Here is a 15,301-nt window from a genome sequence, read left to right as displayed (position 1 = left end):
CCTGGGGTGGTTTGAATGGTTTACGTGTCTGTTAGGGGTAGGGTGTGGCTGCAGGCTGAAGCAATGAACATGGTTGAGAGTGTCGGGAACTATGTTAAGCACAGGAAGGTTCCGATCCTCGTGAAGAAGCAGGACCGCTATGTCACGTTCTTCGTACCAGCAATATCTGGGGAGAGCATAGCTCACAGTTACCAGCAGGTTTTAGCTCAGGAGTTGATTAAAGCTGGAGAAAAGGTTTGTCCTCTCTGCAGCAAGGGGATCTTCCTGAAAAGCACGAATAAAGAAGTCTACAAGTATTCAACCAATAAGGAGCCCCCGAAGACTAATAGTCAGCAGGGTGAGCAGGAGGAAGGCCAAGAAACAAAGGGGAGGAGGGGTAAGTCTCAGAAAGCGTCGGGAGAGGATTTGGTTAAAGCCGCTGAGGAGATAGAGAGTACTATAATTCAGAGCTGTGCGGTTGAGGACATCGGGGGTTTCCTTTACGCGGAGGAGCCCAATGTAAAGAGGACGTCTAGCTTCTACACGGGTTACATGGTGCCCGTCTACGAGGTATTAGAGCTCTCGTCAATCGATCCTCAACTCCACTCAAGGTACGCTCTAGGGACTCAGTTCGTCTCCGTTGCCCAAGAGGGTGCAGGTAAGGCTGCGGGCCAGATGATCTACTATGTCGAGGTCGCTTCAGCGCTCTTCACTTTCTCCTTCGATATTGATACGACTTACATCGGCAAGCACACGTTTATAACTTCTAAGTATGGAGTGCCCGTAAATGGTGTTGATCCAGTAAAGAGGTCTAAAACCGCCCTGAGCGCCTTGGCAAGGTTCCTGCTCGATTTCCCCGTGGGAGCTAAGAGGACGAGGTTTAACCCGGCGGAGATACGCTGGGAGTCGATCGGGATCGCCGTCTCGGACGATGTTTTCACCATGCCTAGCAGCTTCACGGGGGACTACCTGGCTAGGGCTGCCGCTAAGGCCCAACTGGCGAACAGGGGGACGAGAATCCACGCCTACGTGGAGGGAGGATGCAACATCAAGGACCTCCACTGCTACTCCAGCCCGGAGGAGGCTGTTCTAAAGGCGATAAACGAGGCTATCTCCCGAGTAAAGTAGAAGCGGAGACCAGGATGAAGGCCTACGTCTTTGACGTGGAATTCCTCTGGGGTTTTCAGAGCAGGGTTGCAGGTCTGAGTAAATCCCCACCCTCATATCTGTTCCCCCCACCCACAAGCGTCTTAGGAGCCTTGGCTGAGAGACTGGCCAGGAAACTTAGATACGGCGAGATGGATGGCGTAAGGCTTATCATAGAGCTTTCAAGAGACCTTGTAGCTATATCTTTTAGACCCATTAACGCTTTTCCCATCTCGTACATGACGCTGTCAAGGGTTATTGCCATCGGGCAGAGAGGAGGCGTGAGCTACCCGACTTCGCAAGACGTGCATGTCTACAAGAGCTTCGACGCGCCAGCTAAGGGTAGCACATTGCTTGGATCTATAGATGGGCAGCCTCCAAGGATACGTTATTACATAGTCTTTAGAGGGGGTGAAAGGCTTAGCCCGGACGACATATGGGCGATAAGGAGGATTGGTAGCCGAGAAAGCCCCGTAGCTGTAGTCAACGTTTGGGAGGCGAAAATCGCCGGGACTGATAAGGAGGGTTTCGTCTATACAGCCGTACCAGAGGATAGAGGAGTTACCATACTTTCTGGTTCGTCGGGCTCTTTCAGGGAGTACTATGTCGACCCGTATGTCTTAACCGATTCACCTGCCAAGACGCTATTGATGAACCCCTCCCAGGTTAAGCCTTTCCTTGTCCCCGTTCCGGAGATTAGTGGTGTACAGAGTCCTCTCTATGTTTCCGTGGAAGGGGGGAGGTATGTAATATATACAGTGATTTATGAAGGCCAGGAGGAGAAGGTGGTGGGTCTTGCTACTTAGGCCTGTTTTTCCACCGACGCCCTCAATCGTTGTCTCATGGTTTTGGGAGGGATATCTGGCCCTGTTCGAGAAATCCCCAGACGCAATGTTGGAGGAGGAAAAGGCCGGCTTGTTGAACACTATATTTTCCGGAAACGACTTCAAGAGCATTAAGAGCTTTTGTAGTGAAAAGGGCTTTACTGGTTTTCTCAAGTGTCTATTAGACGCATCAGAGGATCAAGACGCAGACATCTATACTAGGCTCGACTTAGAAAGGCGCGTTCAACTCTACGGTGAAAAGGGGTTTGTCGAGTCCCCAATTGGCGAAGTCAAGAAGAAGGGTCTCAGCTTGCAAATAATGAAGGTGGACAGATACCAGAACATCTCCTCATTAGAGCTGGGAACCCTGGGAGATCAGATCACGCCTTATGCGGATACTAGGGCAGCCCTGTTGTTCCTCCTAGGAATCCTTTCCTCATTCTCGACACGCGTGGGCATGGATCACTACTTTGTCTTATCTACTCCCAGCGCATATGGTCATGCTGAACAGAATCCCACTGAATATATGGGATTTAAGAACGTTGTTATAAGGGAGCTGAAAGAAGCTATGGATGAGATTGGAGGATGGATGGATGAGTATGTGTACCTTAGAATCATATTTAACAGTGAGCTTGTAAGATTGGCTAAGGAACGCCGTGGGTCGTTAAAAGTAGGTTCTGTTAGGTTCAGGATTTTAAGAATTACAAAAGAGGGGCAGACTCACAAAGTTTACATGGATTTCCCCCTCGAGATAAACCTGCAAAGCAAGTTATACGAGAACGATACATTAGTAGAGGAAGTTCGTGAGTCTCTTCGATCACTGTCTTGCTATCTCTCAAGATTTATGAGGCGAAATGATAGTAAGGGTGAAGGCTACCATGCCTATAATGCTGTAAAAAAGCTCTACATGTATGCTGAAACCCAAAACCCTGTTTTCTGGTCGGAGTACAACCGTGAGATTTCAGCGATTCGTGACATTGTTTCAAGGGATGAAAAGATACTCAGGGCATGTAAATACGAGTTTCCACGGCTGATTCGCGTCGTAAAAGAAAAAAAGTGAACGAGCATGTCAATTGTTAATTCTTTAGGAATTGTTAATCAATTTATACGCGAGACAACTCCACATGCTGTTGCATCCAGGCCTTACCTCGAATACGTTGTTAAGGAAATCGAGACGACTCCAGTCTCAGGAGAGGGCAGAGGCCATGCTTTCTTTGTCTCCGCGCCCACAGGATACGGCAAAACCTCTCTCTCACTGGCGTTGTCCCATGCGTATCTCTCGAGCGGTTACAAGACTATTATTAGCTATCCTTTACGGAGTTTGATCGAGGATCAGAGGTCTAAGTTTGCTGCCTATTATAGATGGCTGGGCAAGGAAGGGATTGTAGGTGCAAGGATGATGGGTCTGCGAGAGTCACCCTACCTGGTTCACCCAGTCGTTTTGACGACAATCGACACTTTTACTCTTGTAAGCCTCGGGTTGGCCCCTGAGGACATTTCGAAAGTCTATAGTGAGACTAGCATGGGCCATTTCCTGTTCAGCTGGGGCTCCTCATGGCTATCTACACAGATCTTCGACGAAGTCCACCTCCTATTCGACACGACGAAGTCTCTGAGCGTGTTGATTGCGTTGCTAAAGCTAGGTCTAAATGTTTTCTCGTCGAACATGTTCTTCTTGTCTGCGACCCTTCCCAATGTTTACTTGAGTAAGATTAAAAGTCATTTAGGCAAAGCCGCCGGTAACGTAAAGGTTATTGATTTTAGAGGGGACCTGGACCCCGGGTTCATCAAGGAGAGAAGAGGCAAAAAATACAAGATAAATCTATTGTCCTTGTCTAGTCAGAGAAAAAACGAGGAGATAAAGGGGATTCTTCAAAGTGCTCCCTTTACTAGGGCGCTTGTCGTATTTAACACGGTGGAAGACGCCGTGGCATTTTATAGCAGTCTAACTTCTCCGAACAAAGTATTGCTGCATTCAAGGTTTACGAATGATGACAAGAATAAGAAGCTCGAGATGATCAAAAAAGCCGCTCAGGTCTCAAACGGTAAATTTATCATTGTAGCTACACAGGCGATCGAGGCCGGGGTGGATATATCGAGTGACCTTATAATAACAGAGCTTGCCCCCGCGAGCTCGCTTATACAGAGGTTCGGCAGGTTTCTCAGGAGAGAGAATGAGGCTTGCATGGATCCCAATACATGCGCTTATGTCTGGTATGAGGAGGAGGAAATCGAGGGTAACAAACGGGGAAATTACAAGGTTTACGACGCCGACCTTGTCAGGAGGACAAGGGACTATCTTGAACACAATCCGGATATCAACCTTCACATCGATTATGGGGGGTTGCTCTCAAGTGTTTACCGGGGGGGCGATGCACGGGTCGACCAAGACTATATAGACCACATTGTGTACGTTTTCGGACACCTGTTAACCGCCTCTAAGACGGCGCTCGACCTCCTCTTGAAGAAGGAGGGTAGTCTTGTCCGTGACGGCTCGCTTTTCATGGCCGAGTCTCGTAACGGCTTCAAGGTCCCCGTAGATTTTAACATTATAAGAAAACACTGTGTCGGCGAGAAATGCCCTCAGAGTCTCAAAGCCGCATTAGATATGGTTCTGAGTGGAGGTGTAGAGGGCGAAGGGGCTGTATTCAAGGTTTCGTGTGACTATGACCCAGAAATTGGACTCGTTTGTCCCGGGTGATACCTATCGAAATATACGCCTATTATAAGCCGCCCTATTATCAGACAATGCGTGAACACGTGGAACTCGCACTTGAAACCTTTCCCGAAGGATCTAAACTTGCCGTGTTCGGGTCTTCCCTGACGCCTAGCTTTCATAACGCCCTTAAAATAGCAATTGTCTTACATGATTTCGGGAAAACACCTTTTAACATAGCCAGAGCCGGGGATCTACATTCTGGAAGAGAGCTATCATTCCCGGGACACGAGCTTATCTCAGGATGGATAGCGTATAAATCCCTCCTCTACAACCCACGTGTCCCTGACGTTTTTGGCATTCCGAGAGAGGAGCTCATCGAGAACAAGTTGGGAGAACTAATTTCCCTGTCTGTTCTACTACACCATCATCCAATGGATCTCAAGAGAAGGCTAGAGGTGTTTAAGAGGAACCTTGCATCACTCCACGTCTCAAAGCTCGACGTGGAAGCCTTTACATACTCGTTAAAGGGGCTCCTGTCCACGCGCCTTGGAATAGACGAGGAATTATTCCAAAACCATCTAGTCAGTGTGTTGCCCGGCACCGAGGTCAGCGCGGGTCAGATAGCCCAGATGGCAGGCCAGATTTTTGACCAGCTAACGGTTGCAGTCTGGGAAACGGGTAAGCCCATACACAGGAAGATCTTCCTCCTGCTACTTCAGGGACTTGTCGCAGCTGACTATTGCTCCGCCAGGGCAAGGGGTGGAGGTTCCCTGTCTGTTTTCTCCGAGTCTATGAAAGTGTTTGTCGAGCTATACGGTGGAAAGTGCCAGGCCCCCTCAACGTGAGTTGTTTTGACGGATCAAGTCATACTTGTCGTGTACGACATAAAGGACAATCGCCTCAGGTTCAAGGTCTCAAACTTCCTCAAGAAGACTGGCTATGTGCGGGTACAGAAGAGTGTCTTCGTCTCGCCTTACAACCCGGCCGTCCTCTCAGATACAGAGGCCGGGCTCAGGAGGATAACACGTGAGAATGAAGGCTATGACATCCAGATCTACGTGTTTTCTCAAGCATCGTACGAGAACAGGATTGTCCTCTCAAAGGGATACTATATCGAGGAGGAGGAAGAGTTCCTCGTGTAAGCGAAGGGACAGTAGGCCCTGTAATTACAGCTTGAACAGTCTCTCCTGGTGAGGGGTTCCACCTCGCCGAGAGCCACCTTCACTGCACGTTTAACCATCTGTATTACGCTTTTCTTGTCCTCGCTAGAGATATAGACCTCAATGAACCTGGGCTTAGGCCTAAGGTAGTACACCAAACCCCTTTTGACCGAGCTCTTCCTTGAGGGCCAAGACTTCTCGATAAGAATGGCGTAGGCTATAAGCTGGACAAGGTGATCCTTCTTTACCCGAGACGCCCTTGGGGGCTCAGCCCATTTGACTTCGACCGGTATGAGCTCGCCCATTCTCGTCTCTAGGACTGCGTCAGGAGTGCCTGTTAGCTGCAGTTCACGTGAGGAGAGCGTGACACCCCTATGTATTCTAGCTACACTGTATTTTTTTAATAATTGTTGGAGGAACTCCTCCTTTTCAACCTCTCCGCCGTAAGCCATATACTCGGTCTCCCGCTCCCTGACCCCTATCCCATGGGTTATGTATACTATGGCCTCGCAGTATGCGAAGTGTTTCAGATCGTTGACGGTTAAAGTCCACTCCTCCATAAACGTATTTAAAAAAATAAGACAAAAGTTAATTATTAAATCATCGCTTTTCATAGTGTGCCGGGGCTATTCCCCATCATAGAGGATATCAACTCACTATACAGGGATTTCAGGCGAATGCCCCCTGTGGAAGTAAGCGAGGAACTGAGAGGCTGGTCTTATGGTCAAGGAGTTGTAGCCCCGCCTGGAGGCCCACTCCTCGGCGTATCAGACATAACAGGTGGATTCTGTGACCGTGGCCGAGACGTCTACCTCCGCTACGTAAAAAGGGTTCAGCCGAGAGATAACTATCTGCTCCAGCGAGGAAGGCTAATACATGAAACCTGGACCAGGACGATCGTAGAGGTGAAGAGAAGCATTTACAACCACGGGCTGGACGCCTCAATCCAGGAACTAGCCAATACCGCTTCAACCTTAAAAGAGAAATTAAAGGCAGAGTTCAATGCGAAGCACAGCCTCGTCCCCGAAGAAGAGAGGACATGGCTCGTCGACAGGATAATAAACGAGGGCTTCTCCACGTACGCCTCCTCGCTCGAGAGGCAACTAAGCAGGTCGAGATTCCTCGAGATAGACGGTCTCGTCGCAGCCACGGTCCCCCTCCTGACGGAATACCCTTTAAACGGCGAGAAGATAGGTCTTAGCAGGGCACTCCGCATAGACGCACTCATCCCGCCTGGACTCATCCTAGAGTTAAAAACCAGGCACCCGAGGAGGGAATTCGAGCTCGCCCTGGTTGGATACGCCCTAGCTTTTGAAAGCGAGTACGAGATCCCGATCGACCGTGGATTACTCATGTATGTCGAGGTGGACCCCCCGAAACGCAGGCTCTACGTGAGACCCAGGATTATAGCCCTAGGAGACGCGCTGAGGTCTGAGTTCGTTGAAAGACGCGACAAGCTCCTAGAACTCATACTCTACGATGAAGACCCCGGCGTATCCTCCAACTGTCCCTCAGAGTGCCCCTACATTCATTATTGCAGGGGAGGCGAATGAGCCTTGGGCGGATGATACTACTGGACAAGCACGGCGCCATGCTTGCCGCCAGAGGGGGAGAGTTCGAGATCCGTGTGAGAGAGGAAAACCAGTGGAAAGTCATGGCAAGGTACCCCGTAGCAAACATCACGGCAATCGTCCTTGCCGTTGAGGGCGTCACGATAACCGGGGGAGCCATAAGGCTGGCGGCCGAGCACGGCATAGACATAAACTTTATGCCAGGCTGGGAGCCCACGGCACGCCTAGTACCCGCCACTTATGGAGGATCATTAGAGCTCTGGCTCAAGCAGGTCAAACAAGCCCGAAGCGAGAAGAGGAGGACAGAGCTCGCAAAAAGCTTCGTCGGTGCTAAAATACACAACCAGAAGACAGTTATAAAGAGCTACCTGAAAAGCGAGGCAATATCAGGCAGAGACACAACAGAGCTACAGCGCAAGCTAAAGACTATCGAGAAAGCCGAGTCCCAACTACCCGGAACCGACTCCTGGAAAAAAGCACGCGTAGTCGAGGCAGTCGCTGCACAAGCCTACTGGGAGGCCATAGCCAACCTGCTACCTAAACAGGTCGGCTTTAAGAAAAGACTCAAACGTTGGGACATCAAGCCCGGCGTAAAGCTAGACCCCTTCAACATAGCTCTAAACATCGGCTACACCTACCTACTACGCGAGACCTGGAAAGCAGTCTTCGCTGTAGGCCTCAACCCCTACTTCGGCTTCCTGCACGCCCGGAGACCAGGTAGAATGAGCCTAGTACTCGACCTCATGGAAGAATTCAGGCCAATAGCCGTCGACAGGCCCCTAATCAGGCTCGCCCGCTCAGACCCCTCCAGGCTTGAGCCTTTAACTCACGAGGCTGGCGAGGCCAAGGACAAGGCAGCCCGCGAAGTTTGGAGACACATAGCCGAGTACGCGCGAACCACCAAGCCACCCATTCCAAACCTCATCCTCATACAGGCTAGGAAGCTAGCCCGAGCACTCCGCGACAACGCCCCCTACATGCCCTTCAAGGCTAAATGGTAACACTGAGATACTGTGTGAGAGGAAAATAATCCCTAAAAAAGCAAGCCCGTAGACACTTCCTCTCCTATAGATCGCAAAACCCGGGAGGAAAAAACACAAACCCGGCTTTCCACCTGGGCTTTTCTACCCATACATAATCACAAGTCTATATCAAATAAAACAGAATCATTATCAAAAAACATAGAAAAAACCTGGAAAAAATACCACATACATTTAAACAAATAATAAATACAACCCCCACAATACAAAAAACAAGAAGCGGTATCAGAAAGGAATGAATTGAAAGCATTCAGCATCGTTCATCACGAAAATCCTGTCGACGTCGGGTATCAGAAAGGAATGAATTGAAAGAGTTCGTGACTATGTTCAGGAGTACGACGGAGGGTTACGTATCAGAAAGGAATGAATTGAAAGGGCATCAACTGGATGATACCCCACGTGCTCCACCACGTGTGTATCAGAAAGGAATGAATTGAAAGACGGGTCTGTCGTGATTCCCGGTGTTTCACCCTCCAGGTATCAGAAAGGAATGAATTGAAAGACAGGAGATTAGGGGTTCAACATATTGGCTTTTGGATTGGGTATCAGAAAGGAATGAATTGAAAGGTACAGTAACGCTAGGAATCTTAAACACAGCACTGTGTGGGTATCAGAAAGGAATGAATTGAAAGTCCACTGGAATGTTTTGCCTACAGCTTCACTTAGTCTCTGTATCAGAAAGGAATGAATTGAAAGACTATTCTGACTGGCAAAGGTCTCGGAAAGCCGATTTGGGTATCAGAAAGGAATGAATTGAAAGGATGTGACAGCATCCCACTCAAATGTTGACATCTAGCTAGTATCAGAAAGGAATGAATTGAAAGCCCTCGCGTCGGAACGGCACTATGAAGTGCACGTTCTTATTGTATCAGAAAGGAATGAATTGAAAGCCGCCACCACGAGTGCAGGGACTCCTGCAAACATCACGTATCAGAAAGGAATGAATTGAAAGATAATGAAGTTTCATTATAAACTCATTATGAGGTATTACGTATCAGAAAGGAATGAATTGAAAGCGTGTTCCACAGCTGTGATCATAATTTTTACAAGGGTATCAGAAAGGAATGAATTGAAAGTTGCGGAAAGCAGACTTCGCCAAGCCGAGGCGGAAATACGTATGTATCAGAAAGGAATGAATTGAAAGCTAGTAGCATAAGTGTAGATTGTCTCGACAGCCCTTCCCTCCGTATCAGAAAGGAATGAATTGAAAGAAAAGGTGATTTGAGTTGTCAAGTAACAAGGTTAAGGTGTATCAGAAAGGAATGAATTGAAAGTATGCATATAACCTTGATATATATGACCCTAACAACAATATAAGTATCAGAAAGGAATGAATTGAAAGCACCGAGCCCGGAGGGGATGACCGTGAAAATGCTTCCCTGTATCAGAAAGGAATGAATTGAAAGTCAAGTGTGACAGTTCTGTCACCCCCCGGCTCAACACTGTATCAGAAAGGAATGAATTGAAAGCCTGATAGAAGGCTCTGGAGGACGTTCACGGCGTCCTTGTATCAGAAAGGAATGAATTGAAAGGTCAAGTCCCAGCACTTGCGACGCGACCTGTATTGCCTGTATCAGAAAGGAATGAATTGAAAGTAAAGGAGAGAAACGCTACAAGAACAAAAAATAAAATTAGTATCAGAAAGGAATGAATTGAAAGATTATTATCAGCCGTGTCCGGTCTGCCAGGCCCGACTCGACCGTATCAGAAAGGAATGAATTGAAAGAAGTCTACCTTGAAGACGACTTTGAAGACAACTTCCTCGGGTATCAGAAAGGAATGAATTGAAAGGTAACCGAGAAGGCGTTGAAGCTAGCGAGTAGTATGCGGTATCAGAAAGGAATGAATTGAAAGCCTGTCGCGCTCTTGAACACGTAGCCCCGTGGAGCCCTAGTATCAGAAAGGAATGAATTGAAAGGTGACACCCTAGACAGGTACTAATCCCCTTGGGCACACCTGTGTATCAGAAAGGAATGAATTGAAAGAATACTGACACGGGTTTCCTTACGAGTTTCACAACACAGGTATCAGAAAGGAATGAATTGAAAGCGTGTGGTTAAATACATCCTCCCAGTCAGGCTCTTCGGCGGTATCAGAAAGGAATGAATTGAAAGAGCTCTGAGCATGTCGCATCAATGTCCCTGTTTACATGTATCAGAAAGGAATGAATTGAAAGCCGAACCCGACACCGGCACGCGTCGAAAACACGAGAGTATCAGAAAGGAATGAATTGAAAGATCATTACACTGCTTTTTTCCAAGCTCCTACAAAAGGCGTATCAGAAAGGAATGAATTGAAAGATTTTGCGGTATTGAATTCAAGAGCACAGATGAATTGAGAGGTATCAGAAAGGAATGAATTGAAAGTGAAAGAGTTGTAATAATACGTAAAGCATCTGATTATAGTATCAGAAAGGAATGAATTGAAAGTATGATATACAAGTATCAACCACACAACCACAACCACCACGTATCAGAAAGGAATGAATTGAAAGGTGTTAGCAATTATAAAGCTATTACGGCGGTTAGGGCTTGTATCAGAAAGGAATGAATTGAAAGGGATGGATGACCCCCCGACTCCTGATTTTAAATGCCCGTGTATCAGAAAGGAATGAATTGAAAGATGAGGGAGTGGGAGTCTGGCAAGCGGGAAAAACTCCGGTATCAGAAAGGAATGAATTGAAAGTCCTACTGATGTCGCAAAAGAAGGTAGCATACTAGTATCAGAAAGGAATGAATTGAAAGTACTGGTGTGACAGAACTGTCATACGAGGGTATAGTAGGTGTATCAGAAAGGAATGAATTGAAAGTCTGTCAAGACCCTGGTTTGCGAAAGCCTCGATTATGTATCAGAAAGGAATGAATTGAAAGAGATTTTGCTAGCTATATAGTTTTTTCCCTTAGCTATATGTATCAGAAAGGAATGAATTGAAAGATGTCTGGGCCGAAATAGTAATGTTCATACCATTCTTACGTATCAGAAAGGAATGAATTGAAAGGGGACGAGTGGCTTCCTGGGAGCCTGGTCACGGACGTATCAGAAAGGAATGAATTGAAAGGAGCGCGAGGTAACGGATGCCGCCGGCCGAGTATGGGTATCAGAAAGGAATGAATTGAAAGATCCGCAAACATAACCGTCTTCTCGGGTATGACGCGGGGTATCAGAAAGGAATGAATTGAAAGCCTGCAATATTACTGTAATGGTGTATGTGACTGAAAAAGGTATCAGAAAGGAATGAATTGAAAGACGAGTTGAAAGAGAGGTTGTAATCACAGCTGTGGTGTACGTATCAGAAAGGAATGAATTGAAAGGCCACGTTCCTGGACTCTGCGGGCAACACGCTCTATGCGTATCAGAAAGGAATGAATTGAAAGCTGAAGTCCACTCCTGGTCACCTCTCGGTCTTCAGTATCAGAAAGGAATGAATTGAAAGTTGAGATTTGTGAAATCACGACAGGAACTTGAACAGATTCTGTATCAGAAAGGAATGAATTGAAAGCGTTCACCCCACTCGTAGCCACCTGGTATATATGTATCAGAAAGGAATGAATTGAAAGTACATGCCCAAAGGCCAGCCCGCGTTTTTTATTGTATCAGAAAGGAATGAATTGAAAGAGATGAAAAAAGAAATAAAAAATGCAATAAAAATGCTGTATCAGAAAGGAATGAATTGAAAGGGGGCGTCATCCCTGCTAGCCATCTTCACCCATAGCTCCGGTATCAGAAAGGAATGAATTGAAAGTGGCTAGCCAAGTTGTGGATGTGAGAACTAAGAAGCTTGTATCAGAAAGGAATGAATTGAAAGCGCTCATCACTTGATTCCTCCCCCTCCTCCCCACCCTCCTGTATCAGAAAGGAATGAATTGAAAGACAGCTCAGGTAATCTGGTGCACGTACAGCCTATAGTGTATCAGAAAGGAATGAATTGAAAGTACAACTATGACACGCGCCATAAAAACCCCCTACCCAGGGTATCAGAAAGGAATGAATTGAAAGAGCAACTCGAGCAACCCCTCACCACAGCTAGCCAGTGGGGTATCAGAAAGGAATGAATTGAAAGGGCATGCTGGGGACTCGTGGCTCGTTGAACCACTTGACATGTATCAGAAAGGAATGAATTGAAAGTAATTACACTTAGCCTTTCCAGGAATGCGGAGAACGTCTGTATCAGAAAGGAATGAATTGAAAGAGAGGAGAGAGGAGTGCTTTGAGTTCGTTGAAGTCCCGAGTATCAGAAAGGAATGAATTGAAAGGTCACACCAGGACGTCAAGCCCGGAGAAAAAACCGAATAAGTATCAGAAAGGAATGAATTGAAAGCGGTTGAGAAGGTGTTGAACAGTGTGGTCGTGGGGTATCAGAAAGGAATGAATTGAAAGCATCGGCCCTCACAGCAGAGAGCAAGCAGGAGGCGTTGGTATCAGAAAGGAATGAATTGAAAGAGATACTTTAATTTCCTAAGCCATTGTAAGTACGTATCAGAAAGGAATGAATTGAAAGCTTGGCTTTAGGTCCCGCTAGGTCCCGCGGGACCTTTTTGTATCAGAAAGGAATGAATTGAAAGTGATGTCTTCGGGCCTTTCGAGACGTTTCTTCAAACGTAGTATCAGAAAGGAATGAATTGAAAGTTATACTTGTAAAACGCGAAGTCGCCCTCCCTCCTGTATCAGAAAGGAATGAATTGAAAGGTCTATGACAATGGTGTTTTCAAACGAAATGCTTACGCTGTATCAGAAAGGAATGAATTGAAAGCCGTCACGCTAAGCCTAATACTCTACATCATCTACATGTATCAGAAAGGAATGAATTGAAAGATGACTAGTATCACCCCTTCACAGGTGCCGGTTGTGTATCAGAAAGGAATGAATTGAAAGTGGAATTTAAGCGGTGAGGATACGCCATTTTCAAGAAGTATCAGAAAGGAATGAATTGAAAGGGTTGTAGGCAACAGGGTGCTTGAAGCCCCGCAACAGGTATCAGAAAGGAATGAATTGAAAGTAGGCTCGGCCGGCAACGGAAGCCTGGGCGTCGACGGCTGGTATCAGAAAGGAATGAATTGAAAGAATCCACCTGCAGGGTTTTTCCCGCTTGCCCGACTCTCAGTATCAGAAAGGAATGAATTGAAAGAGATAGAGGAAAAACCCGGGCTAGAGAAAAACCCCTTGTATCAGAAAGGAATGAATTGAAAGTCATACGGAGGCACATTCATAGCTATACGTACACTAATAAGTATCAGAAAGGAATGAATTGAAAGCATTAGAGAAGAACTTTTGAATCAAGGACATCACGACGCGTATCAGAAAGGAATGAATTGAAAGCGGAAAACCTGGACATAAGCACGTATGGCAACGTCGCAGTATCAGAAAGGAATGAATTGAAAGTAAAAAAATCAAATATGAAGGACAGGGCATGATTACTAAGTATCAGAAAGGAATGAATTGAAAGCTCGTTTTCCTGAATACTTCATCGCCACATCTATTCGTATCAGAAAGGAATGAATTGAAAGAGATGAACCAAAAAAACATACAGAAAATAGCTTGGAAAATGTATCAGAAAGGAATGAATTGAAAGTGAACAAACATGACAGAAACAGAGCTACAAATAAAGGTATCAGAAAGGAATGAATTGAAAGAACAGGAGAGTGTTGGCGGCACAATCTGCCGCCACGTTTGCGTATCAGAAAGGAATGAATTGAAAGCAGCTGTGGAACACGAGACAGTCAAGCCCCTAGAAGTGTATCAGAAAGGAATGAATTGAAAGAGTCCGTGGTCTAGGCTTACGAAATCCACGAGCTTCCAGTATCAGAAAGGAATGAATTGAAAGAAATCTCGCTCTGTCGCAAACTCAAGGCTTGCCTGGATGTATCAGAAAGGAATGAATTGAAAGCTGAGCTTCCCAGCAAGCTGACTTGCAGTATTTACGAGTATCAGAAAGGAATGAATTGAAAGTAGACGTCTCGCTTCTTCTTGTGCTGCGATACGTACTTGGTATCAGAAAGGAATGAATTGAAAGCTGTTATTCCTCCCATTTCACCAATGGAATCTTGTCCTTGTATCAGAAAGGAATGAATTGAAAGCACGCGATAACGGCTTGCATCCTGTCAAATCGATTAGTATCAGAAAGGAATGAATTGAAAGTTAATTCTTGTAATTGGTTCTTGTTTCTTAATGCTAAAGCTACCAGTATCAGAAAGGAATGAATTGAAAGCTAGAATCTTGTACTCTTTGTATTCCTTTCCGCAAATCGGACACTTATGTATCAGAAAGGAATGAATTGAAAGACGTCTATTGAATCCCCACACGCGTCCTAGACCGTCCAGTATCAGAAAGGAATGAATTGAAAGAGCTAGCCTACGCAGAGTAGCACGTGCACGTTCTTGCTCGTATCAGAAAGGAATGAATTGAAAGGGGGATTCCGGTCTGGCAATTTTGTTAGCGTGGGGGTTGTATCAGAAAGGAATGAATTGAAAGTGACAACCCGTCCCGGCTCGGTCATCCACGTCACCTCGTATCAGAAAGGAATGAATTGAAAGGTATCAAACAAATAGATTGCAGCGTCGAGCCGTTTGTATAGTATCAGAAAGGAATGAATTGAAAGGTCCGCCCGGCACTGTTCCCGACAACACGTTGTCGGAGGTATCAGAAAGGAATGAATTGAAAGCATAGAACGGCTGTGGCTGAAGCGAAGCCTCGCCGCTCAGGTATCAGAAAGGAATGAATTGAAAGAGCTGAAGGGGAGGAAGAGTAGGAGTGCCGGGGTAACTGGGTATCAGAAAGGAATGAATTGAAAGCTATCGCTTGCATTTTTATCAGGTTATTGTATGCGTATCAGAAAGGAATGAATTGAAAGCGGATAACGCTTCTCCAGTCCACTTTGGGACGTCGCAGGTATCAGAAAGGAATGAATTGAAAGGGGTCAACTATA

9 protein-coding genes and 1 CRISPR repeat array (1 of these 10 cut by a window edge) are annotated in these 15,301 nt (G+C 46.3%); of the genes, 8 read left to right on the top strand and 1 reads right to left on the bottom strand.

Annotated features, from left to right (window positions below; genetic code table 11):
* Positions 1 to 15: 15 nt before the first annotated feature.
* Genes MA03_RS02905 through cas2 form a run of 6 tightly spaced genes read left to right on the top strand, consistent with a single transcriptional unit; the run spans position 16 to position 5,750 of the window.
* On the top strand, positions 16 to 1,107 hold the full coding sequence (locus MA03_RS02905; protein ID WP_052883838.1) for a DevR family CRISPR-associated autoregulator: 1,092 nt from the start codon (positions 16 to 18) through the stop codon (positions 1,105 to 1,107).
* Positions 1,108 to 1,121: 14 nt separating this feature from the next.
* Positions 1,122 to 1,931 (top strand): hypothetical protein, encoded by an 810-nt coding sequence (locus tag MA03_RS02900; protein ID WP_052883837.1) that lies wholly within the window; start codon positions 1,122 to 1,124, stop codon positions 1,929 to 1,931.
* Complete coding sequence (locus tag MA03_RS02895; RefSeq protein WP_191118705.1) at positions 1,921 to 3,009, top strand: hypothetical protein; 1,089 nt, start codon at positions 1,921 to 1,923, stop codon at positions 3,007 to 3,009. Before MA03_RS02900 ends, MA03_RS02895 begins: the two co-directional genes overlap by 11 nt.
* A gap of 6 nt (positions 3,010 to 3,015) precedes the next feature.
* Positions 3,016 to 4,650 carry a CRISPR-associated helicase Cas3' gene (gene cas3, locus MA03_RS02890; protein ID WP_052883835.1) on the top strand — a complete coding sequence of 545 codons (1,635 nt, stop codon included), beginning with the start codon at positions 3,016 to 3,018 and terminating at the stop codon, positions 4,648 to 4,650.
* Positions 4,651 to 4,697: 47 nt separating this feature from the next.
* Positions 4,698 to 5,453 (top strand): HD domain-containing protein, encoded by a 756-nt coding sequence (locus MA03_RS02885; RefSeq protein WP_191118704.1) that lies wholly within the window; start codon positions 4,698 to 4,700, stop codon positions 5,451 to 5,453.
* A gap of 6 nt (positions 5,454 to 5,459) precedes the next feature.
* Positions 5,460 to 5,750: a CRISPR-associated endonuclease Cas2 gene (gene cas2 / locus MA03_RS02880; protein WP_191118703.1), complete on the top strand. Its 291-nt coding sequence runs from the start codon at positions 5,460 to 5,462 to the stop codon at positions 5,748 to 5,750.
* On the opposite strand, the gene cas4 is transcribed toward cas2, so the two are convergent.
* Positions 5,717 to 6,328, bottom strand: a complete 612-nt coding sequence (cas4, locus tag MA03_RS02875; protein ID WP_052883832.1) for a CRISPR-associated protein Cas4 — start codon at positions 6,326 to 6,328, stop codon at positions 5,717 to 5,719. The two genes, cas2 and cas4, sit on opposite strands and share 34 nt — an antisense overlap.
* 57 nt (positions 6,329 to 6,385) lie before the next feature.
* Here cas4 and cas4a point away from each other — a divergent pair, with 57 nt between their 5' ends.
* Both cas4a and cas1 read left to right on the top strand, forming a co-directional pair.
* Entirely contained in the window at positions 6,386 to 7,321 is a 936-nt protein-coding gene (cas4a, locus tag MA03_RS02870; protein WP_052883831.1) for a type I-A CRISPR-associated protein Cas4/Csa1, read from the top strand.
* Positions 7,318 to 8,340 (top strand): CRISPR-associated endonuclease Cas1, encoded by a 1,023-nt coding sequence (cas1, locus tag MA03_RS02865; protein WP_052883830.1) that lies wholly within the window; start codon positions 7,318 to 7,320, stop codon positions 8,338 to 8,340. Before cas4a ends, cas1 begins: the two co-directional genes overlap by 4 nt.
* 261 nt (positions 8,341 to 8,601) lie before the next feature.
* A CRISPR array of direct repeats spans positions 8,602 to 15,301; the repeat unit is 25 nt; unit sequence GTATCAGAAAGGAATGAATTGAAAG (it continues 2,007 nt past the right edge of the window).

This window comes from Thermofilum uzonense (genome assembly GCF_000993805.1).
GTDB classification, from domain to species: Archaea; Thermoproteota; Thermoprotei; order Thermofilales; family Thermofilaceae; genus Thermofilum; species Thermofilum uzonense.
The sequence above is the reverse complement of the archived record's forward strand: the minus strand, read 5'-3'. Positions and strand labels throughout refer to the sequence as shown.

Excerpts from the sequence above, each read along its gene's own strand:
- MA03_RS02900 (WP_052883837.1), top strand. The coding sequence starts at position 1,122 with ATGAAGGCCTACGTCTTTGACGTGGAATTCCTCTGGGGTTTTCAGAGC.
- MA03_RS02885 (WP_191118704.1), top strand. The coding sequence starts at position 4,698 with ATGCGTGAACACGTGGAACTCGCACTTGAAACCTTTCCCGAAGGATCT.
- MA03_RS02905 (WP_052883838.1), top strand. The coding sequence starts at position 16 with ATGGTTTACGTGTCTGTTAGGGGTAGGGTGTGGCTGCAGGCTGAAGCA.
- cas4 (WP_052883832.1), bottom strand. The coding sequence starts at position 6,328 with ATGGAGGAGTGGACTTTAACCGTCAACGATCTGAAACACTTCGCATAC.
- cas1 (WP_052883830.1), top strand. The coding sequence starts at position 7,318 with ATGAGCCTTGGGCGGATGATACTACTGGACAAGCACGGCGCCATGCTT.
- cas3 (WP_052883835.1), top strand. The coding sequence starts at position 3,016 with ATGTCAATTGTTAATTCTTTAGGAATTGTTAATCAATTTATACGCGAG.